Origin of the sequence: Variovorax sp. R-27 (assembly GCF_049913215.1) — a bacterium.
Taxonomy (GTDB): domain Bacteria; phylum Pseudomonadota; class Gammaproteobacteria; order Burkholderiales; family Burkholderiaceae_C; genus Variovorax.
This window is the reverse complement of record NZ_CP183984.1, coordinates 6515298-6541718: the sequence shown is the minus strand read 5'-3', so window position 1 is coordinate 6541718 and position 26421 is coordinate 6515298. Positions and strand designations below refer to the sequence as shown.

Here is a 26421-nt window from a genome sequence, read left to right as displayed (position 1 = left end):
GGGTTTTTTACGAACGGGAACTCATCAATCAATGAGGGAAGGGCCAGAGCCGGAGCTTCTCTTTGGCCGTGGACCACAGCCGCGCAAGACCATGCGGCTCGACGATCAGGAAGAACACGATCAGCGCGCCGAAGATCATGGTCTCCAGGTGCGAGGCCAGCGCGGTCGAAATCGAGAAGCCCAGCCACCCCGGCAGCTGGTTCAGAAACAGCGGCAGCAGCACGATGAACGCGGCGCCGAAGAAGCTGCCCATGATCGAGCCGAGCCCGCCGATGATCACCATGAACAGCAGCTGGAACGAGCGGTCGATGCTGAACGCCGCCGGCTCCCACGCACCCAGGTGCACGAAGCCCCACAGCGCGCCGGCCACGCCGACGATGAAGCTGCTCACCGCAAAGGCAGTGAGCTTGGCGTACACCGGGCGAATGCCGATCACCGCGGCTGCCACGTCCATGTCGCGCATTGCCATCCACTCGCGGCCGATGGCGCTGCGCACCAGGTTCTTTGCCAGCAGCGCGAACACCACCACGAAGAGCAGGCAGAACAGATACTTCTGCACCGGCGACTCGATCGGCACGCCGAACACGTTGAGCCCCGCCACGCTCACCGAGCCGGATGAAGAATTGTTGGTGAACCACTGGATGCGCAGGAAGGCCCAGTCGGTAAAGAACTGCGCCGCCAGCGTGGCCACAGCAAGGTACAGCCCCTTGATGCGCAGGCTCGGAATGCCGAACAGCACGCCGATCACCGTCGCGCACAGGCCGCCCAGCAGCAGCGATGCGATCAGCGGCATGCCGTCGATGCGCACCTGGAAGTTGTAGGCCGCATATGCGCCCACCGCCATGAAGGCGCCCGTGCCCAGCGAGATCTGGCCGCAATAGCCGACAAGGATGTTGAGGCCCAGCGCCGCGAGCGACAGGATAAGGAAGGGCGTGAGGATGGCGCGCATCCAGTAGTCGGACACGCCCAGCGGAACCACGACAAACGCCACGAGCAGCAGCACCAGCATCGCGATGCGATCCTGCGCAATCGGAAAGATCTGCTGGTCGGCCCTGTAGCTCGACTTGAACTGACCGTTTTCTCTGTAGAACATTGCTCAGACCCGATCGATGATTTTTTCGCCGAACAGGCCTTGAGGCCGAACGAGCAGGAAGACCAACGCCAACACATAGGCAAACCAGATCTCGATGCCGCCACCGAGCATGGGGCCGAGATAGATTTCGGACAGCTTCTCGCCCACGCCGATCAACAGGCCACCGATGATGGCGCCCGGAATCGATGTGAGCCCGCCGAGGATCACCACCGGCAGCGCCTTCAGCGCCACCAGCGAGAGCGAGAACTGCACGCCGAGCTTCGATCCCCAGATGATCCCGGCCACCAGCGCCGAGAAGCCGGCCACCGACCACACGATCACCCAGATGCGCTTGAGCGGAATGCCGATGGACTGCGCGGCCTGGTGGTCGTCGGCCACCGCGCGCAGCGCGCGGCCCGTAGCCGTCTTCTGGAAGAAGATGGCCAGCACCACCACGAGGCCGGCCGCCACCAGCGCGGCGATCAGGTCTTCCTGGCTCAGCAGCAGCCCGCCCTGGAAGGTGCCTTCGAGCACCATCAGCGGTTCCTTGGGCATGCCCACGTCGATCTTGTAGATGTCGTTGCCGAAGATCGTCTGGCCCACGCCGTCGAGAAAGTAGGCGATGCCCAGCGTGGCCATCAGCAGCGTGATGCCTTCCTGGTTCACCAGCTTGCTGAGCGCGAGCCGCTCGATCAGCCAGGCCACCACCACCATCACCGCCATCGCGGCAATGAAGGCCAGGATGTTCGCGAGGATCTGGCTCTGGAAGCCGAACCACAGCGGGAACCACTCGGAGAAGCGCGCCATGGCCAGCGCCGCGAAAAGCACCATCGCGCCCTGCGCGAAGTTGAAGACGCCCGAGGCCTTGTAGATCAGCACGAAGCCGATGGCGATCAGCGAATAGAGCATGCCGACCATGAGGCCGCCAAACAGGGTTTCAAGAAAAAAGCCCATCGTGTTCTTTCGTGATCAGTGCTCGACGCCGAGGTAGGCGCGGATCACGTCTTCGTTGTTGCGCACTTCATCCGGCGTGCCGTCGCCGATCTTCTTGCCGTAATCCAGCACCACCACGCGGTCGGAGATGTCCATCACCACGCCCATGTCGTGCTCGATCAGCACGATGGTTGCGCCGAACTCGTCGTTCACGTCGAGGATGAAGCGGCTCATGTCCTGCTTCTCTTCCACGTTCATGCCTGCCATCGGCTCGTCGAGCAGCAGCACCTGCGGCTCCATTGCGAGCGCGCGGCCCAGGTCGACGCGCTTCTGCAGGCCGTAGGGCAGGCGGCCCACCGGCGTCTTGCGGTGTGCCTGGATCTCGAGGAAGTCGATGATGTGCTCGACGAATTCGCGGTGCCGCAGCTCCTCGCGCTCGGCGGGGCCCCAGCGCAGGGCTTGTGCGAGCAGGCCGCTCTTCATCTTGAGGTTGCGCCCCGTCATGATGTTGTCGAGCACGCTCATGCCCTTGAACAGGGCCAGGTTCTGGAAGGTGCGCGCCACGCCCATCTCGGCCACCTGGCGCGAGTTCATGTGCTTGAAGGTCTGGCCGCGGAAGGTGATGGAGCCCTGCTGCGGCCAGTACACGCCGTTGATGCAGTTCAGCATCGAGCTCTTGCCCGCGCCGTTCGGCCCGATGATGGCGCGCACTTCATGCTCGCGCACGTTGAAGCTGATGTCGGTCAGCGCTTTCACGCCGCCGAAGCTCAAGGAGATGTTCTGCACGTCGAGGATGACCTCGCCTGTCTTCCGGGTGCTCATGCCGCCGCCTTCACGATGGGAAACGTCTTCGCTTCGACGACCTTCAGCGTGGCGCTGACAACCCCCGTGCGTCCGTCCTCGAACTTGACCTGGGTCTCGATGTACTGCTCGGTCTTGCCGCCATACAGCGCGGCGACCAGCACCGCGTATTTCTCGGCGATGAAGCCGCGGCGCACCTTGCGCGTGCGGGTCAGTTCGTCGTCGTCGGGGTCGAGCTCCTTGTGCAGCACCAGGAAGCGCGCAATCTGCGTCTCGCCCATGCCGTCCTCGGCCGCGAGGTCGGCATTCACCTTGCCGATGCATTCGGCCACCAGCGCCAGCACGTCGGGCTTGCCGGCCAAGTCGACGTAGCCGCCGTAGGCCAGGCCGCGCCGTTCGGCCCAGTTGCCCACGGCCTCGAAGTCGATGTTGATGGCCGCGCACACTTCGTCTCGCGCGTTGCCGAAGCACACGGCTTCCTTGATCTGCGGGAAGAACTTGAGCTTGTTCTCGATGTAGTTGGGCGCAAAGATCGCGCCGCTCACGAGACGGCCTACGTCCTTCGCGCGGTCGATGATGCGCAGGTGCCCTTCGCTGTCGAGCACGCCCGCGTCGCCGGTGTGGAAGTAGCCGTTTGCATCCAGCACTTCGGCCGTGGCGTCGGGGCGCTTGTAGTACTCCTTGAGCACCGACACGCCACGCACCAGCACTTCGCCGTCTTCCGCGATCTTCAGTTCGATGCCCGGCGCGGCCGTGCCCACGGTCTGCAGCTTGACCTTGCCGTCCTGCTGCAGGCACACATACGCGCAGGTCTCGGTCTGGCCGTAGAACTGCTTGAGGTTGACGCCGATGGAGCGGTAGAAGCGGAACAGGTCGGGCCCGATGGCCGCGCCGGCCGTGTAGGCCACGCGGATGCGGCTCATGCCAAGCACGTTGCGCAGCGGGCCGTAGATCAGCAGGTTGCCCAGGCCGTACATCAGGCGGTCGCCGGTGCCCACCGGCGCGCCATTGAGAATGTCCGCGCCCACGCGCCGCGCCAGCGCCATGAACTTCGCATAGAGCCAGCGCTTGGGCGCGGCCGCGTCTTCCATGCGGATCGACACGGCCGTGAGCAGCCCTTCGAAGGTGCGCGGCGGGCCGAAGTAATAGCTCGGGCCGATCTCGCGCATGTCGTTCATCACCGTCTCGGCCGACTCGGGGCAGTTGAGCGTGAAGCCGCCCACCAGCCATTGCGCCACCGAGAACAGGTGGTCGCCCACCCATGCCATCGGCAGGTAACTCATGATGTTGTCGCCGGGGCCGAGCTTGTCGGTCTGCACGCCGCCGCTGCCCGCTGCGATGAAGCTCGCATGCGTCTGGCACACGCCCTTGGGGCGGCCGGTGGTGCCCGAGGTGTAGAGGATCACGCCGACATCCGTAGCCTCTCCGCTGGCCACCGCGCGGTCGTAGTAGCCGACGTTGGCCTTGTCGAACTCGCGGCCCAGTGCGCGCAGTTGCTCGTAGCTCATCAGGCCCGGCTGGTCGTAGTGGCGCAGGCCCTTAGGGTCGTCGTAGATGATGTGGCGGATGCCGTGCTGCTGGTCTTTCTGGAGCTCGCGGCATTCGAGCAGTTTGTCGACCTGCTCCTGGTCTTCGACGATCACGAAGTCGATGGCCGCGTCCTGCAGCATGAAGACCATCTCGCTTGCCACCGCATCCTGATACAGCGGCACCGGCACGCCGCGCAGGCTTTGCGCCGCGACCACCGCCATGTACAGGTGCGGCCGGTTGGCGCCGACGATGGCCAGGTTGTCGAAGGGTTTGAAGCCGAGGCTCGCGAGACCGCAGGCCATTTCGCGCACTTCCTGCGCCACGGCGTTCCAGGTCCAGGTTTGCCAGATGCCGAGATCCTTCTCGCGCACGGCGGGCGCCTCGGGTTGGGCGTCGGCATGCGCGAGCAGCAGACGGGGGAAGGTGGGGGCGGTTGTTTGCACAGTGGGCGGATCGTAGGTCTCACTTTGACGCCCGGTTGTCGTTCCAACGACAATCCTAGGGACACTACTCCCCGGAGTTTCCCGATGCCTCACGGCAATCTCAACCACAACGTGCTCGGCGGTTCGATCAAGGATCGCGTGCGTCCCGCCAATGCCGCTGAGCTCGAAGGCATCCCCTGGCTGCCCACGCTCACGCCCGCCGAGCGCCGCCGCGCCGAAGCCGCGCTGGTGGTGGGCGAGGCCGAGCCCGGCGACCTGGTGTGCCGCGTCGGCCGCTCGCCGACCTACTGGTTCGGCGTGGTCGAGGGGCTGCTCAAGATGAGCAACGACAACGCCGACGGCGGCTCGGTCACCTACACCGGCGTGCCGCCCGGCGGCTGGTTCGGCGAAGGCACGGTGATGAAGCGCGAGCCCTACCGCTACAACATCCAGGCGCTGCGGCGCAGCCTGGTGGCGGGGCTGCCGATCGAAAGCTTCCACTGGCTGCTCGACCACTCCATCGGCTTCAACCGCTTCGTGATGAATCAACTGAATGAACGGCTGGGCCAGTTCATCGCGGCACTGGAGATCGACCGGCTCAACAACCCCGACGCGCGCGTGGCGCGCAACCTGGTGTCGCTGTTCAACCCGGTGCTGTACCCAGGCGTGGGCGAAGTCTTGCGCATCACGCAGCAGGAGCTGGCCTACCTGGTCGGCCTTTCGCGCCAGCGCGTGAACGAGGCGCTGAACGGCCTCTCGGCACAGGGCCTGATCCGGGTGGAGTACGGTGGACTGCGCGTGCTCGACCTGCCGGGCCTGCGCGCGACCGCGATGTCGAACAGGAAGAACGCCTCGGCGGAAACGGAAAACACATGACCCTCAAAGACCAGCTCCAGGTGGTGCCCGCGAATGCGGAAGCCGCCTTCATCGCACCGCCCGAGGCGCCCAAGGCGAAGGCCGAAGACACCGGCCCGACGCTGCAGGAGGCCATCGAACGCAACGAGGCGTTGAACGAGAAGCTCGATGTGCTCAACGAAATACTGGCCAAGCCGCTCAGCGAAATTCTGGCCGACCGCGAGAAGTCCGAAGAGGCCGCGCTCGCGTGGGACCGCTTCGGCGCGATGTGGATGCTCTCGCAACGCGCGATGCGACGCGTGGCGCTCGACCTCGCAGCGCAGCTCGGCGTGAGCGAGGAAGAAGTCGTCGCGCGTGCCATGGCCAATGCCAATGCGGTGCTCAACGGCGCAGACGAGGTCGACCTCGACGGCACCATCGCGCCTGCGCAGCTGCAGCACATCGCCCGCCACCGCAACTTCCTGCGCAAGCAGTTCCGTACCGGCTGAGCACCAAGGCCTCTCGATACCGCTTAACCTCCCCGCCTTCGTTCAAGAAAGAGCTTCCCGATGACCGCTTCCCACCTCACCCTCATCACCGGCGCCTCGCGCGGCCTGGGCCGTGCCATGGCCGAACAGCTGCTGCAGGCCCGCCACACGGTGCTGGGCATCTCGCGCAAGCAGGATCCGGCACTTGCCGAAGTAGCCAAAGCCGCCGGCGCCGAACTCGTGCAATGGGAGCAGGACCTGTCCGACCCCGTGGCCGCATCGGCCCGCGTGTCGGCATGGCTCAAGACCATCGACGCGCAACGCTTCGACAGCGTCACGCTCATCAACAACGCCGGCACCGTCGGCAACCCCGCGCCGCTGTCGAGCGCGGTGGAGGCCGAGCTCTCGCTGGCCCTGCGCATCGGCCTCGAAGCGCCGATGCTGCTGACGGCAGCCTTCCTCGGCGCGACCCGCGAATGGCGCGGCGCACGCAAGGTGCTGAACATCTCGTCGGGCCTGGGCCGCAACGCCATGGGCAGCCAGGCGCCTTACTGCGCGGCCAAGGCCGGCATGGACCACTTCTCGCGCGCCGTGGCGCTCGAGGAAGCGAATGCAACGAACGGCGCGCGCATCGTCTCTCTCGCGCCCGGCGTGATCGACACCGACATGCAGGTGCAACTGCGCGGTGCGTCGGCCGAAAAGTTTCCGGACCGCACGCGCTTCGTGAGCATGAAAGAGGACGGCCGGCTCGACAGTCCCGCCACTGCGGCGGCCAAGGTGCTCAAGTACCTGGCGCGCGAAGACTTCGGCAATAACCCCGTGGCCGACGTGCGCGACCCTGCCTGATCGAAACGAAGGACACGCACGCCATGGCCACCGCCAAGTCGATCGACACCATCGAGTACAAGCTCTTCCCGTCGCCGAGGAACGTGCACCGCATCGTCTTCGAGCACCAGGTCTTCGTGCCGTACCCGTACGCTCTGATCGTGATGGACGAGTTCTACTTCAAGGGCCGCTACAGCCTGTTCTCGGCTTGCAGGCTGAGCGACGGGAAGATGGGGCAGGTGGCGACGTTCGAGGATGCGTCGGACGTTGCCATCTTCAACACGAAGTTCGTGCCGGACTGAACTGCGACTACTGCATCGCGAACCTGTCGCGCTGCGCCTGCGCGCATTCGCCCATCACGTTCAATGCGCGCTCCACCGTGGGCGTGCCCATCACGAAGGGGTTCGCCGCGCCGGCCGGCTGCTGCCGCATCGCCGCCATCTTGGCCTGCGAGCTGTCGACGTTCGAGTGGTTCGACAGCATCACGTCGATGCCTTGTGCTTTCACCAGGGAGTCCATGCGCCGGGTGGACGCGATGTAGCTGTCCAGCCGAGGCACGTCCTTGCCGAAGTTGAAGCCTGTGCCGCCCCAGAGCATGGCGCGGTGCTTCCTGCCGTTCTCGCTCACGTCGAACACCGGGGAGAGCGTGCCCATGGTGTGGCCCGGCGTGAGGTACAGCGTGACGGTGGTGTCGCCCAGGGTGACGCGGTCGCCGTCTCTCACCGAGATGTCGCCCGCGCCGCGCTTGGGCGGCGCGCCCCAGATGGGCGTGGCGAACTCCAGCTTCGTCTCGGTCATCGTCCAGTCGGCCTCGCTCATCACCACGCGCGCGCGGTACTTCTGCGCGAGGTAGGGTGCTCCGCCGTAGTGGTCGCCGTGGCCGTGCGTGACGATCACGTACTTGATCTGCGCCGGGTCGAGGCCCAGCTTGCGCATGCCGCCTTCGATCAGCGCGGCGGCCTCCACCTGGTTGTTCAGCGCATCGATGAGGATGATGCCGTCGGAGGTCTTGATGGCCCAGGCGCTGACCCAGTCGGCGCCCACGAAATACAGGTTGTCGAAGGCCTTGGCGGGCGGTGGCGCCGGCTTGTTGATGAGCAGCGGGAGGCCCTTGTCGAGTTCGTCCTGCGGCGGGCGCGTGGCGGGGGCAGGCTTGCATAGCGTGAGCAGCGGACCGAGGTCGCTGCCCGCGGCCTGCGTGGCTGCCGCGACGTGGGCAGCCACGGTTGCGTCGGAAGGTTTCTGCGCGGGCATCTGCGCGCAGCCCTGGACGAGGGCGACAACCGCCGCGCTGGCAGCTGTCTTCAGGGAAAAGGAAGAAACCATCGGTGTCTCCATGCCGTCGTTGCGGCTTGTTCTGGAGACACCATTCTGCGGCGCGCAGGCTTATTCGATTGTCGCGCCCGAGGCTTGCACGATGCCCTTCCACTTCTCGTAGTCGGTCTTCAGCAGCGCGCCGAACTGCTCCGGCGTCATGCTCTGCGGCTCCGCGCCCTGCGCGATGATGGCCGCCTTCATTTCAGGCGTGGCCAGCAGCTTGTTGATATCGGCATTCAGCAGCGTCACCACGTCCTTCGGCGTACCGGCCGGCACGAAGATGCCATACCAGGTGCTCACGTCGAAGTCCTTGTAGCCGAGCTCGGCCACGGTGGGCGTGTCGGGCAGCGAGGTGCTGCGCCTGGCCGAGGTGACTGCCAGCGGGCGCAGCTTGCCTGCCTTGATCTGCGCCATGGCCGAGGGCACCGACGACACCATCAGGTCGACGTTGCCCGCGAGCACGTCCATCATGGCCGCGTTGGAGCCCTTGTAGGGCACGTGGCGCATCTTGATCTTGGCGGCGCTGTTGAAGATCTCGCCGGCCAGGTGGATGGTGGTGCCGTTGCCGGGCGAGCCGTAGGTGACGGTGTCTGGCGCGGCGCGCGCGGCTTTCACCACGTCGTCGAGCGTCTTGAACTTGGAGTTGGCCTGCGTGACGATCACCACCGGCGTGTAGGCCACGTGGGCCACCGCGGTGAGGTCTTTCACGGGGTTGTAGCTCAGGTTCTTGTAGAGCCAGGGCGCGACGACCATGTTGTCCTTCTGGCCCATCACGATGTCGTAGCCCGTGGGCGCGGCGCGCGCGGCCTCGGCGATGCCGATGGTGCCGCCGGCACCCGCGCGGTTGTCGGGCACCACGGTCCAGTGGTTCACCTCGGTGAGCTTCTGGGCCACCAGGCGCGCCAGGATGTCGGTGCCGCCGCCGGGCGGGAAGGGCACGACCATGCGGATGGGCTTGGCGGGGTAGGCCGCGGTCTGTGCATGCGTCGCAACGGTGGCGAATGCCATGGGGATTGCCAGCGCGATGGCCAGCGGGCGGATGAGTTTTCTGATCATGGGTTGTCTCTGTATCTGTGTGTCGTCGGGACTATGCGGGTAATGGAGTGCGCGCCCGGCTCTGCCGAAGGGCGAGTGTGCCGGAACCGTGATGCAGGGGTTTCGCGGTTCGCGATGACCCCTATCTCGGTACGCGCTGACAGCAACCGTATGGATGCGGATAACAAAGGGCACGAGCTTTGGATAGCCCGTGTACGTGCGAGGTTGTCATGTGCTGAAGTCTCAATCGATCGACTCAGATGTCGCTCTCGCACAAACCTCAAAGCTGAAGCTACGGCATCGGACTGGCAAGACTTCTTTTATAAAAATTAGACTGTAAATGTCAATTGACGCTATTAATGTTAATTAATGTCAATTAACACGAATGCGGTTGAATTTCTTGTTGAGAATGAGTATTGTTTGCTGGCTGGGCTTTTCCAGCGATGTTCGAAAATCTCAGGTGAGGAATCAAGAGATGAGCAAATTTCTGTCAGTTACTGGGTTGCTTCTCGCAACTGCACAAGCGCAGGCAATGCAGGTACCGCTGCAAGAAACCGTACACCAACCGCAGTCTCCAATCGATATCGTGAAAGAAGGGCAACCTCATGAGGTTGTAGCGTTTGGAAGAGGCTGTGGACCAGCAGCGGAGTGGATGTTGCAGGGGATGCCCTACTGCAATTAAAGGAGCAGAGAAGGCTCCTTGTTAACCGAGGGGCCTTTTATCCAATGAACCATTTTTCAAATATGACAGAGCGAGATCCAGAAAAAATAGTGGATCGAGTCATTGTCGTAAACGACAGGCCTATCGGCTTGCTCCGACCTTCAACGGTCTGGGGGCAGGAGCTAGATGGCCCACTGTATATTTACGGTCCTCATCATATCGTCAGAGCCCAAAGCCACTCAAGAGAGGATTTCTGGAAGGCGCTAATTGATTCGGGTGCAATATTGTTCGGCACGGTCGATGAAATCGCGGAGGCTAAAAAATATTTAGCAATCGATCGAACCAGTCGCACAGCATCTTATTTGATGGCGACGGGAAGAAATTGCCGAGAATTTCTCGATCGAATGCTGAACATAGCGAATAGTCGAATTTTAATCGTGGGCTGCGGAGGAATCGGCTCGCTAGTCGCTATGAATCTCGCGGGCGCAGGAGTGAAGGAATTGCGACTGGTCGATGGCGACGTTATTGAGCCCAGCAATTTGAACAGGCAATTCATGTGGCGCATGGCAGACGTGGGGAAAAAGAAAATTGATGTACTAAGTTCCTTGATCGAGGATAGGTTTCCAGAAGTCGTATGTAGCACATCCAGTGATTTTGTCGGCGAGAAAGAGCTGGAAAGGTTGGCGAAATCTTTCAGTCTTGTGATAATTTCTGCGGATAATCCTTTGGGGCTTGGGAGGTCTTTAAAAACCTCCGGTCAAACAAGAATTATCGAATGCGGCTATATGCATCACTATTCAACCGTAAGTAGGGGCGCTGCCTCGAGAAATAGTGACTCTGCAATTCAATGGGAAAGGGTGCCTGGATTTATTGGGCCCAGTTTTGGCCCGTCAAACACGGAAATAGCCGGAATAGTCTCGTCGTTGGCCATTCAGTCCATAGGGGGAGATCTTGGCGATAACTTTGAGTTGAGCTCCCTTTGGGATTCGACTGAATTCCCGCGTCAGCATTTCTCGCGTTTCCGCTCTGCCTTGGAAGAACAATCCAGGCCGCTTATTGGTTGGACGCCAGATCTAATTAAAAAGACAAGTTATCCTGCGCTTGTCGGTTATTTGCGTCAAGAAAATTCCCCTCCTGGCGGGGAAAAGACCATTCGATATTGGATAAATAAGGGGAATATCAAGGAAAAATCATCCATCTTGGACCTTGCCTGTTCGACTGGATATAGCTCCAGAAATACGGCAAAGCTAACCGGCTGCAGTGGAGTTGGTATTGATGTGGAGATGTGCGCAATAGAGTCGGCAAAAAATATGGCGGCCAGGGATGGTGTATCGCACCTTCAATTCGAGAGTGGAGACGCGGAAAATTTATCTTTTAAAGATTCTGAATTCACTCATATCTTGGCAGGATGCACTTTTGCCTTCATTCAAAACCAGCAGGCTGCGATCAACGAGGTTCGTCGAGTTTTAAGGGGTGGTGGAATTCTTTGCGTGTCCAGTTTTTTCTACTCTCAGGAGCCTCCGGTCGATGTCCTCGATGCAATTGAATTGCACGTCGGCTTCAGGCCGCGGCCTTTCTGGAGTGAGCTGTGGTGGAATAATTTTTTTGAAACTGCCGGATTCTCTCTGACTAATCAAGAGGTGGAAGGCCTGCCGGTTTATTCTGATGACGTCATTGCGATGGAGGTCCGTCGAATCGTCTTTGAGTCTCAGCATGACCTAACCGGTGCCGCGCCTGAGGTGCTATGGGCGGCGTACGAAAAAATCTTGGCCATGCGGTTGGCTGCGAATAAGCAAAGAAAATATCAAGGATTGGCGATACAGGTATGGCGCAACGAAAAATTTCCGCATCAGTAAAAGAGGTCATTGCTGGCCTGCTACAGCAGGGAGAGAAAACTCCTTTTTATTTTTTGGACTTGAATGCGATAGAGGGTAAGGCGAAAGAGTTTCAACGATTGGCTTTTTTGAATTTCGAAAAATGCGAAATCGCCTACTCCATAAAAACCAACAATCTTCGCTCCCTGCTTCAGATTTTCAATGCCCTGGGATGGTCGGCTGAGGCAGCTTCATTGGCGGAAATCAAAGCTGCGGTGGCAGATGGATTTTCGTTGGACAGAATTATTTTCGACGGCCCCGTAAAGGGACGGGAGGAGATTGAATTTGCCCTAAAAAACGGCATCAGAATCCATGCGGATTCGCTTGAGGAGTTGAGGGCGATTATTGAAACAGCGGGCTTGCATCAAATTTCCGTGCCATGCATCGGAATACGGTTGACTCATTTTGGCAAGAAAATGGGTGCGTCTCGATTTGGATTTGATCGAAAGGAATTGGAGCAAGTCGCAGAATTAACCAATGCCGGCCGTTTTCTGTTGGGTGGCGTGCATCTGCATGTTGGTTCAAATATGCTTGATGAATCGAGCCTCAAGGAGGCACTGGTTTTTTATGCTGAATTCATAAATTCGCATCTTCCGGAAACCGGGTGGATCGATCTGGGGGGAGGATATCCCGCAAACTCCGCATCGACGTTTCTCGAGATTTCAACTATTGAAAGTTACCTGAGAGGCATTTCTCAGTGCCTCGCTGAGTTAATTGATAAAAAATTCAAACTCAAGATAATACTTGAACCCGGACGCCATTTGGTCGAAGATGACGGGTACCTTGTCAGCACCATTTCGCACGAGAAAAGCAGAAACGGGAGGAGAATTCTTTTTTGTGATGCAAGTGTCAATCAGGCTTTTTCGATTCATTCGTGGGCTCATCGTCTCGAGCCGATTCTGGAGAGGCCGCAGCAGGCACGTAAATCGTTCTATTTGTCGGGTGCAAACTGTTTTGAATCGGACTATCTCGGTGGTGTACATGAAATTGACTCCGAAACACAGGCTGGCGATGCGATCTTGATTAGAGGGTGTGGCGCCTACGATATTCCGTCTGCAACAGCATGGATTCGCCCAGCGATTCCAATCTGGGGTGTTGCGGGGAAAAATGTAATTTTGCTTCGTCATCGTGTGTCGGAGGGAAAATTTCGATCATTGGATGTTAGTTCGATAAATTCCTTCCCCCTTGTCATCGCGATTGAAGAAGGCCTGGAGTTGCGAGCTATTGCCCGAGGAAATGCCTCCGTATTGCATTGTTTGATAGAGAAAAACAAATCAAGCTTGTCGCAACAATTGCATTGGCCGAGATTTGTTGATTCCCTTGAGGACACAATTTCATTTTGCATTTCCTGTGAAATCGGGATGCAAAACAAGGTAGAAGCAGCTTACGGAATCTGGTGTAATGATCACCTTGTAGGTGTCGTGTCGTTCAACACGCTTGATCTTGGAAACGAATCAGGTGAAATTGGATACTGGCTGGATGAGTCCGCTCGCGGAAAGGGCGTTGCTTCATCGGCAGTTGGCGCACTTGTGCGGACTTTCGCTCAGCAGCAATTGCTGCGACGCTACGTAATAAAGTGCGCCGTTACCAACAAGAGGAGTCAACGCGTCGCAGAGCGACTTGGGTTCTCTCGCGAGGGGTTGCTCAAGCTCGCGGAAAAAATAGGCGATACGCGTCACGATCAGCATCTGTACGCGCTGTCCTTGCAGGACGGCACCGACCTTCCGGCCTTCTGGACTTCAGGGTGCTAGCCGGTGCAGATGCTCGGTTCGGAGGGCGGGGTATCGCCTGTTTCAGTCTGCTTCAGGAATCCGATACTCATCATCCCCGACCCGATCAACGATTGAGGATGTTGTCCCTCGGTGTTCAGCCGAAGTTCTTCGCCGCGAAGTCCCAGTTCACCAGCTTGGCCAGGAAGGTCTCGACGAACTTCGGGCGCAGGTTGCGGTAGTCGATGTAGTAGGCGTGTTCCCAGACGTCCACCGTCAGCAGCGCGGTGTCTGCAGTGGTCAGCGGCGTGCCCGCGGCGCCGGTGTTCACGATGTCCACCGAACCGTCGGCCTTCTTCACCAGCCACGTCCAGCCCGAACCGAAGTTGCCCACGGCCGACTTCACGAAGGCTTCCTTGAACGCGTCGTAGCTGCCCCACTTGGCATCGATGGCCTTGGCCAGCGCGCCGGTGGGAGCGCCGCCGCCTTGGGGCTTCATGCAGTTCCAGAAGAAGGTGTGGTTCCAGATCTGGGCAGCGTTGTTGTAGATGCCGCCGCTGGATTTCTTGATGATCTCTTCAAGCGTGAGCGACTCGAACTCGGTGCCCTTTTGCAGGTTGTTGAGGTTCACCACGTAGGCGTTGTGGTGCTTGCCGTAGTGGTACTCGAGGGTTTCCTTCGAATACTCGGGTGCCAGCGCATCGAGGGCGTACGGCAGGGGTGGGAGCTTGTGTTCCATCGTGGTTTCCTTGTGGTGGTTGCTGAAAAAACAGAGTCAGGCATTCGCCTTGGGTTCGACCCGGTAGGCGCACCTTCGCGCGCCCGCCAGCACGTGTTCGACGCGGCTGACGCTCACGTCGGGCCCCAGCACTTCGTCGAAGAGTTGCAGCTCACTGCGGCACAAGCCCGTGCAGGCCTGCGCCGCGGTGCAGATGGGGCAGTGGTTCTCGATGAATAGAAAACCCTTGCCCTGTTCGTCGGGCCGGAACTCGGCCATGTAGCCCTCGCGGCTGCGGATTTCCGCCAGCCGCTCCAGCCGCGCCTTGAGGCTGCGCGCGCCGCGCATGGCCTCGGTGTAGTTGGTGCGCATGGTGGCTTCGCGCGCGCTGATGAGCTGGTCCATGCCCTTCTCGCCGAACACGCTGATGACGGCGCTGATCATCTGCACCGTCATCTCGGCATGCGTGTCGGGAAAGCGCTTGTGGCCCTCGCCCGTGAGCCGCCAGATCTGCGTGGGCCGGCCGCGGCCGCTGGAGCGGCTCTCGGCGTCGACCAGGCCTTCGGCTTCCAGCTTGGCCATCTGCTGGCGCACCGCCTCCACAGTGACGTTCAGCACCTTGGCGATGTCGGGAATGCCGAGCGCGCCGCGGGTCTTGAGCGTCGAGAGGATGCGGTCTGCCGGCTGGTGCGGCATCCAGGTGGGCTTGGCATCGGGGGCGGACATGGCGGATTCGGTCGTAGGGAGGAAACAGCGCCATTGTCAGGTGGTTGGCACTCCCTTCGCAGCGGCGGGTGCTTGCCAGCCGCCGCCCAGCGCCTTGTAGAGCGCGACGAGGCTGGTGTACGAGGCGGTTTCCGCCTCGGCCACCGCGTCTTGCGCGCGCAGCAGGGTGCGCTGCGCATCGAGCACGCTCAGGTAGGGCGCGGCCCCTTCGCGGTAGCGCACCTCGGCCAGCTCGGCGGCGCGGCCGCTGCGGGCGGAGGCTTCCACCAGCCGCTGCAGGCGCAACTGGTTCTGACCGTAGCCGGTGAGGGCGCCTTCCACGTCCTCGATGGCGCGCAGCACGGTCTGCTCGTAGAGCGCGCGGTCGCCTTGGGCGCGGGCCACGGCGCCACGCACGCGGGCCTTCACCGAGCCCAGCCGCAGAGCCGGCCAGCTCACGCCCGGCGTCACGCTGAAGGCGCGGCTCGGCGAACTGCCCAGGTCGGAGCCCCGCAGCGCGACGAAGCCCAGGAAGCCGCCGATGTCGAAGCGCGGATACAGCTCGGCCGTGACCGCGCCCACGTCGGCCGTGCTGGCCGCCAGGCCGCGCTCGGCGCGCAGCACGTCGGGCCGGCGGCGCAGCAGTTCGGCCAGGTCGCCGATGGGCAGGCGCTTGTCGAGCACGCGCAGCTGGCGCGGTTGCAGCATCGACTCCAGCTCGCCGGGGCGCAGGCCGGCCAGCACCGCGACGCGGTAGGCCGACTGCCGGCGTGTGGTTTCGAGCGCGGGCAGCTGGCTTTCGGTGGTTGCCAGGTTGGCCTGCGCGCTCGCGAGGTCGCCTTCGAGGCCGCGGCCGGTCTGCACCTGCGCCTCGGTCACGCGCAGGCTCTGGCGCAGGCTGTCGAGCGTGCTGCGCGTCACGGCAATGCGTTGCTCGGCGCCGCGCATCTCGTAGTAGTTGCGCGCCAGCTCGGCCACGGCAACGATGCGCACCTGTTCGAGATCGGCGGCGCTGGCCTCGGTGCGCGCGGTCGCTGCCCCGTCGAGCCGCTTCAGGCGGCCGAACAAATCGATTTCCCACGAGGCGTCGAAGCCCGCGCGGCTGCTCTGCGACAGCGAACGCACATCAGGCTGCGTGCCGCTGTTGCCTTGCGCAATGCTGCGCGTCTTGCTCGCAACGGCGGTCACGACCGGCAGCCGGTCGAGCTCCGCCTCGGTCTGCGTGGCGCGGGCTTCGAGCAGCCGGGCCTGCGCGATGCGGATGTCGTGGTTCTCGGCCAGTGCGCGGTCGATCAGCGCGTCGAGCTGCGGATCGTCGAGCTGGCGCCACCAGTCACGCTGCACCGCGTCGTCGGCGAACAGCGAGCGCTCGGGCGCAGTGATGGCAACGGGTGCGTCGGCCGGCGCCTTGTAGTCCGGCCCGACGGCGCAGCCGGCCAGCACCAGCATGCTCAATGCGAAGGGAGCGGCGTAGGAAAAGAGTCGGTTCATGGTCATGCTCCTTCGGCCAGCGCATCGAGTTCGGCCGCGCGCTGCGAGTGGCCCGCCGCGCGGTGGTCGCGCGCCAGCAGCGTGTACATCGTGGGCAGCACGAACAGCGTGAACAGCGTGCCCACCAGCATGCCGACCACGATCACCAGGCCGATGCTGAAGCGGCTGTTGGCACCCGCGCCGCTGGCAAACAGCAGCGGCACAAGGCCCATCACCATCGCGGCCGTGGTCATAAGAATGGGGCGCAGCCGGATGCGTGCGGCCTCCTCGATCGACGCGCGCCGGTCGAAGCCCTTGTGCACCTGGATCTCGTTGGCAAACTCCACCATCAGAATGCCGTGCTTGCTGATGAGCCCGATCAGCGTCACCAGCCCGATCTGCGTGTAGATGTTGATGGTGCCGAAGCCCAGCGCCAGCGGCACCAGCGCGCCGCAGATCGACATCGGCACGCTGATCAGGATGATCAGCGGGTCGCGCAGGCTCTCGTACTGCGCGGCCAGCACCAGGTAGATCACCACGATGGCGAACACGAAAGCCATCACCAGCGCCGAGCCCTCCTGCGTGAACTGCCGAGCGTCCGACTGCCAGTCGTAGCTGAAGCCGGCCGGCAGCTTCTTCGCCTCTTCGCTCAGGAAGGCCACCGCGTCGCCCATGGTCACGCCGGGCATCGGAATGGCCTGGAAGGTGGACGCGTTGAGCTGGTTGAACTGCGTGAGCTTGTTGGGCCCCACGCTGGTCGACAACTGCACCAGGTTGGCCAGCGGCACGGGCTGGCCGCTCGCGCTCTTCACGAAGTAGCGCGACAGCGCCTCGGCCGTGAGCCGCTGCTCGCGCGGCGACTGCGGGATCACGTCGTACGAGCGGCCGTCCATGCCGAAGCGGTTGACGTAGTTCTCGCCCACCAGCACAGCCAGCGTGTCGCCGATGGACTTCATCGTCACGCCCATGCTGTTGGCCTTGGCTCGGTCGACGCGGATCTCGACCGTGGGGTTGTTGAATTCCAGGTCGCTGTCGACCACGGCGAACTTGCCGCTGTCGCGCGCCGACTTCTTCAGCGCTTCCATCGCCTCGAACACGGTGCGATGATCGCCCGCGCTGCGAATGACCATCTGCACCGGCAGCCCGCCGGTAGAGCCCGGCAGCGAGGGCAGCTGGAACGCGAAGACGCTGCTGCCTTCCACGTCGTTCATGCGGCCCTGCGTGTCGCCCTGGATCTGGTCGGCGTTGCGCTTGCGGTCTTTCCAGTCGGAAAGCTGCACGCCGCCGATGCTGTTCGACACGCCGTCCGAGCCGTTGATGAGCCAGCGGCCGGTGTTCTCGGGCAGCGTGGCGAACACCTCGTCCCACTTCTTGCCGAACTTCTCGACGTAGTCGATGTTCGCGTGCTGCGGCGACTTGATGGCCGTGAGCACCATGGCCTGGTCTTCACCTGGGGCCAGCTCGCGCTGCGCCGCGTTGTAGAGGAAGGGCAGGCTCACCAGCACCAGCGCCGCGAACGCGCCGGTCACCCAGCGGTGGTGCAGCGACACGTCGAGCAGCCGGCCATAGCCCGTGGCGAGCCGGTGGAAGAAGGCCTCGGCAGCGCGCGCCATGCGGCTGCCTGCGGTGTCCTGCGGCAGCAGGAACGAGCTCATCACCGGCGACAACGTGAGCGCGATCACGCCCGACACCACCACCGCACCCGCCAGCGTGAAGGCGAACTCCTTGAAGAGCGAACCGGTGAGCCCGCCCATGAGCCCGATGGGTGCGTACACCGCGGCGAGCGTGAGCGTCATCGCGATCACCGGGCCGGCCACTTCGCGCGCGCCGATCAACGCGGCCTGCACGCGCGACTTGCCTTCTTCTATGTGGCGGTGCACGTTCTCCACCACCACGATGGCGTCGTCCACCACCAGCCCGATGGCCAGCACCATCGCCAGCAGCGTCAGCAGGTTGATGCTGAAGCCGAACAGCAGCATCAGCGCGGCCGCGCCCAGCATCGACAGCGGAATCGTCACCACCGGAATGAGCACCGCGCGGATCGAGCCCAGGCACAGGAAGATCACGATCACCACGATGGCGATGGCTTCGAGCAGCGTGTGCCGTACCTCGTCGATGGAAGCCTCGATGAAGCGCGCCAGCTCGAAGGGCAACTGCACTTCAACGCCCGGCGGCAGGTTCTGCTTGATACCGGGCAGCAGCTCGCGGATGCGCTTCACGATCACCAGCGGGTTGCCGTTGGGCGCGGCCTGCAGGCCGAGGTAGATGGCGGGCACGCCGTCCATCGTCGCGCTGCTGTCGGCGCTTGCAGCGCCCAGCTCCACCGTGGCCACGTCGCCCAGGCGCACGATGGCATCACCGTCGCGCTTGATGACCATGTCGCGGAACTCGGCCACGTTCACCAGGTCGGTGTTCACGCGGATGTTCGACACCACGTACAGGCCCTTCACCTGCCCGGGCGCGGCCTGCACGTTGTTCTGGCGCAGCGCGTCGGCCAGTTCGCCGGCCGAGATGCCGCGCGCGGCCATGCGGTTGGGGTCGAGCCACACGCGCATGGCGAGCGTCTGCCCGCCCGACACCTCGACGCCGGAGACACCGGTGATGGAGGCGAACTGCGGTTGCACCACGCGCGAGAGGTAGTCGGTGAGCGCCGGCATCGGCATCGTCTTGCTGGAGAAGCCGACATAGGCCACGGCAGTGGCCTCGCCCGACGACTTCAGGATCACCGGGTCGAAGGCCTCGGCCGGCAACCGGTACTTCACCTGGCTGACCTGCGCCATGGCTTGCGTGAGCGCCTGGTTGGCATCGGCGTTGAGCTTCATGCGCACGCTGATCACGCTGCGGCCCAGCGTGGAAGACGACGAGAGGTAGTCGACGTTCTCGATGGTCGCCACCGCCTGCGCGATCGGCTGCGTGACGAAGCCCTGCATCAGCTCCGGCGAGGCGCCGGGGTACTGCGTGGTGATGGTGAGCGTGGTGCTCTCGGTCAGCGGGTACTGCCGCACCGGCAGGTCGCCCAGCGCACGCGCGCCGAGCAGCAGGATGAGCGTGCTCACCACCAGCGCCAGCACGGGGCGGCGCACGAAGAGGTCGGTGAACTTCATGACTTCGATTCCTGCGCGACGGCCAGCGTGTCTTTTGCAGTCGGCATCACGGCGGCGCCGGTGTACAGGCGCAGCTGGCCGGAGGTGACGACCTTGTCGCCGGGCATCAGGCCCTTCTCGATGACGACCAGGCCGTCCTGCCGCTCGCCGGCTTTCACGAACACCTGCTGCGCCGTGAAGCCGTCGCCCTTTTCGGCGGGCCGCACCACGAAGACCGAGTCGCCGTGCGTGCTGTAGGTGATGGCCGTCTCGGGCACGGTGATGGCGTCGGCACGCGCTGGCAGCGCGACCTTGCCGTTGACGAACATGCCCGGCGTGAGGGCGCCGTCGGCGTTGTCGATGGTGGCCTGCAGGCGCACCGTGCGCGTGTCGCTGCCGATCTGCGGCTCGATGGTGCTGAGCCGTCCCTGGAACACGCGCCCCGGATAGGCGTCGACCGAGAGCGCCACCTGCTGGTTGCGCTTGAGCACGGGCAGCGCGGTTTCGGGCAGCGTGAGGTTGGCGAACAGCGTGCGGCTGTCGGTGAGCGACACCAGCGCATCGCCGGCCCGCACGAACTGGCCGAGGTTGACGCGGCGGATGCCGAGCACGCCGTCGAACGGCGCCTTGATGCGCTTCTGCTCCAACAGCGCCTGCACGCGCCGCAGGTCGCCGCTGGCCTGGTCGAAGGCGGCCTGCGCCTGTTCGAGCTGTTCCTGCGTGGCCGCCTGCTGCGGCACCAGGCGGCGCGTGCGGTCGAGCAGTGCCTTGGCATTGGCGCGCTGGGCCGTCAGGCGCTCCAGGTCGCCCTGCTCGGGTGCGTCGTTGAGCTGCACCAGCAGCTGCCCCGCGCGCACTTCGCCGCCGGGCGTGAAGAGAATCTTCGCAACGCGGCCTTCCACTTCCGCCGGCACTTCGACCTGCCGGTTGGCCTCCAGCGTGCCGATGCCGCTGAGGAAGCGTGCCACCTCCGTCTTCTGCGCGGTGGCCACCGCCACCTTGGCCGGCGGCCTGCCGCCACCCTCCGCATGCGCCGGCGTGAGCTTCGTGACGAGCCCGTAGCCGGCTCCCCCAATTACCAATGTCGCGAGGCCGGCGCCTAGCCACGCCCTTGATTGCTTGTTCATTACGACGTCCATTATTAATCAAAGAAAGTACTTTGATTATTAAAAGATGCCGATGGCCTGTCGATGAAGGCGTGGCAATGGCCGTCATAGGCCGGGGCTATTTGTGCAAGGCTGTGCATGTCGAGTTCTCCAGGGTTGCGCGGGGATTCCCGCTGACCTGAAGAAGACGCGCCACCCACCCGGGTTGTGACAACCCGGTGCCTTGCTATCTATCTGTAGTGAGTCGCCATGAAATCGATGAAGGCGCGCACCGCGGGCTGCACGTGCCGCGTGCGCGGATAGAGCGCCGCGTAAGTGCGCTGACCGAGCGTGACCTCCGGCAGAACGCGTACCAGCGCGCCTGCCTGAAGATCGGCGCGCGCCGTGTGCCATGTCAGCGCCGCAATGCCCAGCCCGCATTTCGCGGCCGAATACAGCGCGGTGATCGTGTCGCACGCGAAGCGCGCATCCGGCTTGAGCGTTTGCTGTTGGCCGTCGCGCAGGTGGAGGGTCCAGTGCGCAGGGCTTTCCGGCCCGTTGTGCTGCAGGCACTGGTGCTGCGACAAGTCTTCCGGCGTGCGGGGCAGGCCGTGCTCGGCCAGATAGCGTGGCGCGGCGACCAGCACCATGTCGGAGATGGCCAGCGTCCGCGCCATCATCGAGGCATCTTCCAGCTCGGCGCTGATGCGCAGCGCGACGTCGATGCCTTCGGCGACCAGCTTGGTGAAGCGGTCGGTGCAAACGACTTCCAGTCGGATGCCTGCATGCCGCGCCTGAAAGGCCGGCAGCCAGTCCGGCAGCTCCAGCGTCGCGATCGAGAGCGGCATGCTTACCTTCAGTGTTCCCGAGGGCGCCTTGCTATCCGCCGCCGCATCGGCATGGGCCGCATCCAGTCGCGAGAGGATGTCCGTGCAGGCGGCGAGATAGCGATGCCCCGCTTCGGTCAGCGTGATACCGCGCGTGTCGCGCCGCACCAGCTGCGCGCCGAGCGACGCCTCCAGTGCCTGCAACTGGCGCGACAGGCTGGAGTGCGTGGTTCCCAGCGACTGCGCCGCCGACGAAAGGCTCTTCGCCTGCGCGATGCGTTGAAAGGCGCGCATCGCCTTCACCTGATCCATGCGCCGCCCTCCCGCGGGTTCCTTAGATTTCTCGCATTTTCAGGCAACCGGCAATGCCAGGATCTGCGCGGTCGTCAGCACCTCGCCGAAGGTGTCCTCGATCTCGGCCAGCGCTGCGCGATGCAGGCTGTCGTGCGAAACGGTGTCGCCGTTCTCGCGGCGGATCGACCGGGTGGCCGTGGCATCGGACGACACCACCACGTCGAAGCCCTGCACAGCGGCGTCACGGGCCGCACCAGCCACGCATGCGTGGGTCATGAGCCCGGTGATGACGAGGGTCTGGACACCGGCCGAGCGCAGGCGCTGCGCGATGTCGGTGCTTGCGAACACGCTGACGGTGGTCTTCTGCACGACCGTATCGCGCGCCCTCGGTTGCATGTCTGCGTGGAACTTCACGGTGTCGCCGCCCTGGGCGAATGTCGCGGAGCCCGCCGGCGCCACGTGCTGTATCTGGAACACGGGGAAAGCGTGCCGGTCCGCCCACGCCAGCAGGCGCTTCGTGCGGGCGACGGCATCCGATGCGTCGGCAATGGGCATGCGGCCGGTGAAGTATTCGTTCTGGAAGTCGATCACCAGCAAGGCGGTGGCCTTGCCGTTCAACTGCTGCAGAGGTTTCGCGCCCGACATGGCGCGAAGGGTCGGCGTCGGTGCGGGGGAAGACACGGGTGCGGCAGCGGAAGTGCCGACGATGCCGGCCGCGCAGGGCACGGCCAATACGCTCATGAGTCCGCGGCGAGAGAGTCCTGACATGGTTGTTGTTCCTGGAAGAGATTCATCAAAAGTGATGAGGAAGTCTAGGAACGGCAGCGGACAGCGACTAGGCCGGCACGGCGACAAGTGTTGTGCGGCTTGCGCACACCGCCGCCGGACGCGGATGCAATTCAAGCCGCGTCGGGCATCCGGCTGATGAGCTTGTCCAGCGTGATCGGATAGTCGCGCACCCGTATGCCCGTGGCGTTGTGGATCGCGTTCGCCACTGCCGCACCCACGCCGCAGATGCCGAGCTCACCAACGCCCTTGGCCTTCATAGGCGAAGAGATCGGATCGGTCTCGTCCAGGAAGATCACTTCCTGGTGCGGTATGTCGGCATGCACCGGCACCTCGTAGCCGGCCAGGTCGTGATTGACGAAGAAGCCCAGGCGCTCGTCCACGGCGAGTTCTTCCATGAGCGCGGCTCCTACCCCCATGGTCATCGCGCCGATGACCTGGCTGCGCGCCGACTTGGGGTTGAGGATGCGGCCCGCGGCGCAGACGGCGAGCATGCGTCGCACCCGTATCTCGGCAGTGAATGCGTCGACTCCGACTTCCACGAAGTGCGCGCCGAAGGTGGACTGCTGGTACTGCTTGTCGAGGTTGCCGAACTCCAGCACGTCTTCCGCGACGATGCTCTCGCCAGCCGCGATACCGGCGAGCGGCACGCTGCGGCCACCGGCGCGCACCATGCCGTCCGCGAAAACGGCGCCGGCGGAGTCAAGGCCCGCCCGCTGCGCGACGGCCTCCCGCAGCTTGGTGCAAGCAGCGTAGACACCAGCCGTCGAGCAGTTGGCGCCCCATTGCCCGCCCGAGCCGGCGGACGCGGGAAAGTGCGAATCGCCGAGCCGCACGACCACGCGTTCGAGCGGCACGCCCATCATCTCGGCGGCCGTCTGCGCAATGATCGTGTAGCTGCCGGTGCCGATGTCCGTCATGTCGGTCTCGACCGTCACCACGCCGCGCGCATCCAATGCCACGCGTGCGGCCGACTTCATCACCTGGTTGTTGCGGAACGCCGCCGCCACGCCCATGCCGACGAGCCATCGGCCGTCGCGCACGAGGCCGGGCCGCGCGCTGCGCTTGTTCCATCCGAAGCGCTCGGCACCCGTGCGCAAACACTCGATGAGGCGGCGCTGCGAGAACGGACGGCTCGGGTTGGCCGGGTCTACCTGCGTGTCGTTCAGCACGCGGAACTCGATGGGGTCGATGCCCAGTTGCTGCGAGATTTCGTCGACTGCAATCTCCAGTGCCATCAGCCCCGGCGCCTCGCCCGGTGCGCGCATCGCGTTGCCTTCGGGCAGGTCGAGCAGAGCCAGCCGGGTGCCGGTGAGCCGGTGTTCGCCCGCGTAGAGCAGGCGCGTCTGCTGCACTGCGTTCTCGGGTTTGCCGTCCACCAGGTTGCCGGACCAGCTTTCATGGCCGATGGCGGTGATCTTTCCCTGCGCAGTGGTGCCGATGCGAATGCGCTGGATCGTCGCGGGCCGGTGCGTGGTGTTGTTGGCGATCAGCGGGCGCTGCAGCGCGACCTTGACCGGCCGGCGCGCAATGCGCGCGCCCAGCGCCGCCAGCAGCGTGTCCGCCCGCAGGAACAGCTTGCCGCCGAAGCCGCCGCCGATGTAGGGCGACATGAGGTGGACCTTGTCCTTGGGTATGTCCAGCGTCTTCGCGAGTTCGCCGGTGGTCCAGTCGATCATCTGGTTCGAGGTCCACACGGTGAGCCTGTCTCCATCCCACGCGGCGATGGTGGCTTGCGGCTCCATCATCGCGTGCGAGTGGTCGGGCGTGGTGTAGGTCTGGTCCAGCCGCACTTCGGCCTTGGCGAATGCGCCGGCGAAGTCGCCGACGGTGTTGTCGCGGTTGATCGTCTTGCGGTCCGCCGAAGCTTTCGCATCCGCGAGGCCGAAGCTGCCTTCGGCGCGTGCGTACTGCACCTGAACGAGTTGCGCCGCGGCGCGCGCTTGCTCGAAGGTCTGCGCGACGACGAGCGCAACGGCCTGGTGGTAGTGGTCGATGACGGGGCCGCCGAGCAGCCGGGCCGTGTTGAAGTTGCCCTTGCCCAGCTTGCCTGCGTTCTCATGCGTGACGATGGCGATCACGCCCGGCGCGGCCTTCGCGCGGCTCAGGTCGATCGAAACGATCCGGCCCTTGGCAATGGCCGATCCGACGATGTAGCCGTAGGCCTGGTTGGCCACAACGTCGTGCCTCTCGTATGCGTAGGGGGCAGTGCCCGCGGTCTTGAGCGGACCGTCGATGCGGTCCACCGGCTGGCCGATCACCTTCAGCTGGTCGATGGGGTTGGTGGTGGCGGGGGTGTCGAACTTCATCGCTCAGCTCCTGGCTTGCGTCAGCACCGCATCGAGCGTGCGCTCGACCAGCGACACCTTGAAGGTGTTCTGTGAAGTGGGCTTGGCGCCGGCAAGCAATGCCGCGGTCACGGCCCTGGCGCCGCGAGGCATCTCGGCCTCCGCCGCCTCGACGCGCCACGGTTTATGTGCGACGCCGCCCACCGCAATGCGGGCACTGCCGTCGCGCTGCACGATCGCGCCTACCGAAACCAGTGCAAAGGCATAGGAGGCCCGGTCGCGCACCTTCTGATAGATGTGCCTGCCGCCCACCGGTGCGGGGAGCTTGACCGACGTGACCAGCTCGCCGGGGGCCAGCGCTGTTTCAACATGCGGCGTAGCGCCGGGCAGCTTGTGGAAGTCGGCGATGGGGATGGTGCGCCGCGAGCCGTCGGCGCGGATGGTCTCCACCGCCGCATCGAGCGCGCGCATCGCGACGGCCATGTCGCTGGGATGTGTCGCGATGCATGCATCGCTCGTGCCCACGATCGCATGCTGCCGGGTGTATCCGCCGATGGCCGAGCAGCCGCTGCCGGGCTGGCGCTTGTTGCAGGCCTGGTTGGTGTCGTAGAAGTAAGGGCAGCGCGTTCGCTGCAGCAGGTTGCCCGCGGTCGTTGCCTTGTTACGCAGCTGGCCCGATGCGCCGGCGAGCAGGGCGCGCGACAGCAAACCGTGGTCGCGCCGCACGCGGCTGTCGGCGGCAAGATCGGTGTTGCGCACCAGCGCGCCGATGCGCAGGCCGCCGTCGGGCGTGCTTTCGATCTTGTCGAAGCCCAGGCCGTTGACGTCGATCAGGTGAGCGGGCGTCTCTATCTCCAGCTTCATGAGGTCGAGCAGGTTGGTGCCGCCTGCGATGAAGCGCGCACCCGGAACCCTTGCCGCCCTCATGACGGCTTCCGTCGGCGAAGACACGCGCTCGTAGGTGAAGGACTTCATGCCGTTCTCCCCGCGGCCACTTCGGTGATCGCATCGACGATGTTGCTGTAGGCCCCGCATCGACAGATGTTGCCGCTCATGCGCTCGCGCAGTTCCACCACCGTGACCTGGGGCCTGGCCGTCAGGTCGGCACTCACGTGGCTGGGGATGCCTTCGCGAATCTCGTTCAGCACGGAGACGGCAGAGCAGATCTGCCCCGGCGTGCAGTAGCCGCACTGGTAGCCGTCGTGCTTCACGAAGGCAGCCTGCATCGGATGCAGCGCGCCCGGCTTGCCCAGGCCTTCGATGGTGGTGACCTTGGCGCCTTCATGCATTACCGCCAGCGTCAGGCACGAGTTGATGCGGCGGCCGTCCACCATCACGGTGCAGGCGCCGCATTGGCCGTGGTCGCAACCTTTCTTGGTGCCGGTCAGGTGCAGGTGCTCGCGCAGCGCATCGAGCAGGGTGGTGCGGTTGTCCAGCGTCAGGACGTGCGTCTTGCCATTCACTTCAATGGTCGTCTTCGACAGGCCGGAGAGCTTTGGCGCGGGTGTCGTCGCCGCGTTGGCCGCTGGAGCCTCCGCGACCACTGCCGCCGAAGCGGCCCCGGCAATCAGCAGATCGCGCCTGGAGATGGTGGTGGGTTCGTCGGGGGTATTCATGCCGTGCCGCGTGCCTTTCATCTCGAACAACTGCAATCCGCCAATGTA

Annotated in this window: 22 protein-coding genes; 6 read left to right on the top strand and 16 right to left on the bottom strand. The window is 63.8% G+C overall.

The window, feature by feature from the left end; genetic code table 11:
- Positions 1-28: 28 nt before the first annotated feature.
- From ACN9MV_RS30725 to ACN9MV_RS30710, 4 genes are read right to left on the bottom strand one after another with little or no spacing between them, the layout of a single operon-like run.
- A complete protein-coding gene (locus tag ACN9MV_RS30725) occupies positions 29-1093 on the bottom strand; it encodes a branched-chain amino acid ABC transporter permease (protein ID WP_093059331.1) in 1065 nt (354 codons plus the stop codon).
- Between the two features lie 3 nt (positions 1094-1096).
- The gene (locus tag ACN9MV_RS30720; protein ID WP_093059329.1) at positions 1097-2026 is read right to left on the bottom strand and encodes a branched-chain amino acid ABC transporter permease; all 930 of its coding nucleotides are present in this window, start codon (positions 2024-2026) and stop codon (positions 1097-1099) included.
- Positions 2027-2041: 15 nt separating this feature from the next.
- Positions 2042-2827, bottom strand: coding sequence for an ABC transporter ATP-binding protein (locus ACN9MV_RS30715; protein ID WP_093076121.1), 786 nt, complete (start codon positions 2825-2827; stop codon positions 2042-2044).
- Positions 2824-4779, bottom strand: a complete 1956-nt coding sequence (locus ACN9MV_RS30710; protein ID WP_426390711.1) for an AMP-binding protein — start codon at positions 4777-4779, stop codon at positions 2824-2826. The genes ACN9MV_RS30715 and ACN9MV_RS30710 overlap by 4 nt, the downstream gene beginning before the upstream one ends.
- Positions 4780-4863: 84 nt before the next feature.
- On the opposite strand from ACN9MV_RS30710, the gene ACN9MV_RS30705 reads away from it, so the two are divergent.
- From ACN9MV_RS30705 to ACN9MV_RS30690, 4 genes are read left to right on the top strand one after another with little or no spacing between them, the layout of a single operon-like run.
- Positions 4864-5634 (top strand): Crp/Fnr family transcriptional regulator, encoded by a 771-nt coding sequence (locus ACN9MV_RS30705; RefSeq protein ID WP_093059323.1) that lies wholly within the window; start codon positions 4864-4866, stop codon positions 5632-5634.
- Positions 5631-6101 carry a hypothetical protein gene (locus ACN9MV_RS30700; protein WP_426390710.1) on the top strand — a complete coding sequence of 157 codons (471 nt, stop codon included), beginning with the start codon at positions 5631-5633 and terminating at the stop codon, positions 6099-6101. Before ACN9MV_RS30705 ends, ACN9MV_RS30700 begins: the two co-directional genes overlap by 4 nt.
- A 60-nt stretch (positions 6102-6161) precedes the next feature.
- Positions 6162-6926, top strand: a complete 765-nt coding sequence (locus tag ACN9MV_RS30695; RefSeq protein WP_426390709.1) for an SDR family NAD(P)-dependent oxidoreductase — start codon at positions 6162-6164, stop codon at positions 6924-6926.
- A 23-nt stretch (positions 6927-6949) separates the two neighbouring features.
- Positions 6950-7207, top strand: coding sequence for a hypothetical protein (locus ACN9MV_RS30690; RefSeq protein ID WP_093059317.1), 258 nt, complete (start codon positions 6950-6952; stop codon positions 7205-7207).
- 7 nt (positions 7208-7214) lie between these two features.
- Here the strand turns inward: ACN9MV_RS30690 and ACN9MV_RS30685 are convergent, their stop codons facing one another.
- Together ACN9MV_RS30685 and ACN9MV_RS30680 are read right to left on the bottom strand one after the other, a co-directional pair.
- Positions 7215-8231 (bottom strand): MBL fold metallo-hydrolase, encoded by a 1017-nt coding sequence (locus tag ACN9MV_RS30685; protein WP_426390708.1) that lies wholly within the window; start codon positions 8229-8231, stop codon positions 7215-7217.
- Positions 8232-8291: 60 nt separating this feature from the next.
- Positions 8292-9278 carry a Bug family tripartite tricarboxylate transporter substrate binding protein gene (locus ACN9MV_RS30680; RefSeq protein ID WP_426390707.1) on the bottom strand — a complete coding sequence of 329 codons (987 nt, stop codon included), beginning with the start codon at positions 9276-9278 and terminating at the stop codon, positions 8292-8294.
- Positions 9279-9983: 705 nt separating this feature from the next.
- On the opposite strand from ACN9MV_RS30680, the gene ACN9MV_RS30675 reads away from it, so the two are divergent.
- Both ACN9MV_RS30675 and ACN9MV_RS30670 read left to right on the top strand, forming a co-directional pair.
- Complete coding sequence (locus tag ACN9MV_RS30675) at positions 9984-11774, top strand: ThiF family adenylyltransferase (RefSeq protein ID WP_426390706.1); 1791 nt, start codon at positions 9984-9986, stop codon at positions 11772-11774.
- A complete protein-coding gene (locus ACN9MV_RS30670) occupies positions 11744-13543 on the top strand; it encodes a GNAT family N-acetyltransferase (protein ID WP_426390705.1) in 1800 nt (599 codons plus the stop codon). The genes ACN9MV_RS30675 and ACN9MV_RS30670 overlap by 31 nt, the downstream gene beginning before the upstream one ends.
- A gap of 115 nt (positions 13544-13658) precedes the next feature.
- Here ACN9MV_RS30670 and ACN9MV_RS30665 read toward each other — a convergent pair whose 3' ends face one another.
- The 10 genes from ACN9MV_RS30665 to paoA form a co-directional block, all read right to left on the bottom strand.
- A complete protein-coding gene (locus tag ACN9MV_RS30665; RefSeq protein ID WP_426390704.1) occupies positions 13659-14240 on the bottom strand; it encodes a superoxide dismutase in 582 nt (193 codons plus the stop codon).
- Between the two features lie 36 nt (positions 14241-14276).
- Positions 14277-14945, bottom strand: a complete 669-nt coding sequence (locus tag ACN9MV_RS30660) for a helix-turn-helix transcriptional regulator (protein WP_426390703.1) — start codon at positions 14943-14945, stop codon at positions 14277-14279.
- A gap of 36 nt (positions 14946-14981) precedes the next feature.
- A complete protein-coding gene (locus ACN9MV_RS30655; protein WP_426390702.1) occupies positions 14982-16421 on the bottom strand; it encodes an efflux transporter outer membrane subunit in 1440 nt (479 codons plus the stop codon).
- Positions 16418-19498: a MexW/MexI family multidrug efflux RND transporter permease subunit gene (locus tag ACN9MV_RS30650; protein ID WP_426390701.1), complete on the bottom strand. Its 3081-nt coding sequence runs from the start codon at positions 19496-19498 to the stop codon at positions 16418-16420. Before ACN9MV_RS30650 ends, ACN9MV_RS30655 begins: the two co-directional genes overlap by 4 nt.
- On the bottom strand, positions 19495-20604 hold the full coding sequence (locus ACN9MV_RS30645) for an efflux RND transporter periplasmic adaptor subunit (protein ID WP_093060005.1): 1110 nt from the start codon (positions 20602-20604) through the stop codon (positions 19495-19497). Before ACN9MV_RS30645 ends, ACN9MV_RS30650 begins: the two co-directional genes overlap by 4 nt.
- 209 nt (positions 20605-20813) lie before the next feature.
- Positions 20814-21701, bottom strand: coding sequence for a LysR family transcriptional regulator (locus ACN9MV_RS30640; RefSeq protein ID WP_426390700.1), 888 nt, complete (start codon positions 21699-21701; stop codon positions 20814-20816).
- Between the two features lie 39 nt (positions 21702-21740).
- Positions 21741-22451, bottom strand: a complete 711-nt coding sequence (locus ACN9MV_RS30635; protein WP_426390699.1) for a cysteine hydrolase family protein — start codon at positions 22449-22451, stop codon at positions 21741-21743.
- Positions 22452-22582: 131 nt separating this feature from the next.
- On the bottom strand, positions 22583-24778 hold the full coding sequence (gene paoC / locus ACN9MV_RS30630; protein WP_426390698.1) for an aldehyde oxidoreductase molybdenum-binding subunit PaoC: 2196 nt from the start codon (positions 24776-24778) through the stop codon (positions 22583-22585).
- A gap of 3 nt (positions 24779-24781) precedes the next feature.
- Entirely contained in the window at positions 24782-25732 is a 951-nt protein-coding gene (locus ACN9MV_RS30625) for an FAD binding domain-containing protein (RefSeq protein WP_426390697.1), read from the bottom strand.
- On the bottom strand, positions 25729-26373 hold the full coding sequence (paoA, locus tag ACN9MV_RS30620) for an aldehyde dehydrogenase iron-sulfur subunit PaoA (protein WP_097200658.1): 645 nt from the start codon (positions 26371-26373) through the stop codon (positions 25729-25731). Before paoA ends, ACN9MV_RS30625 begins: the two co-directional genes overlap by 4 nt.
- Positions 26374-26421: the final 48 nt, after the last annotated feature.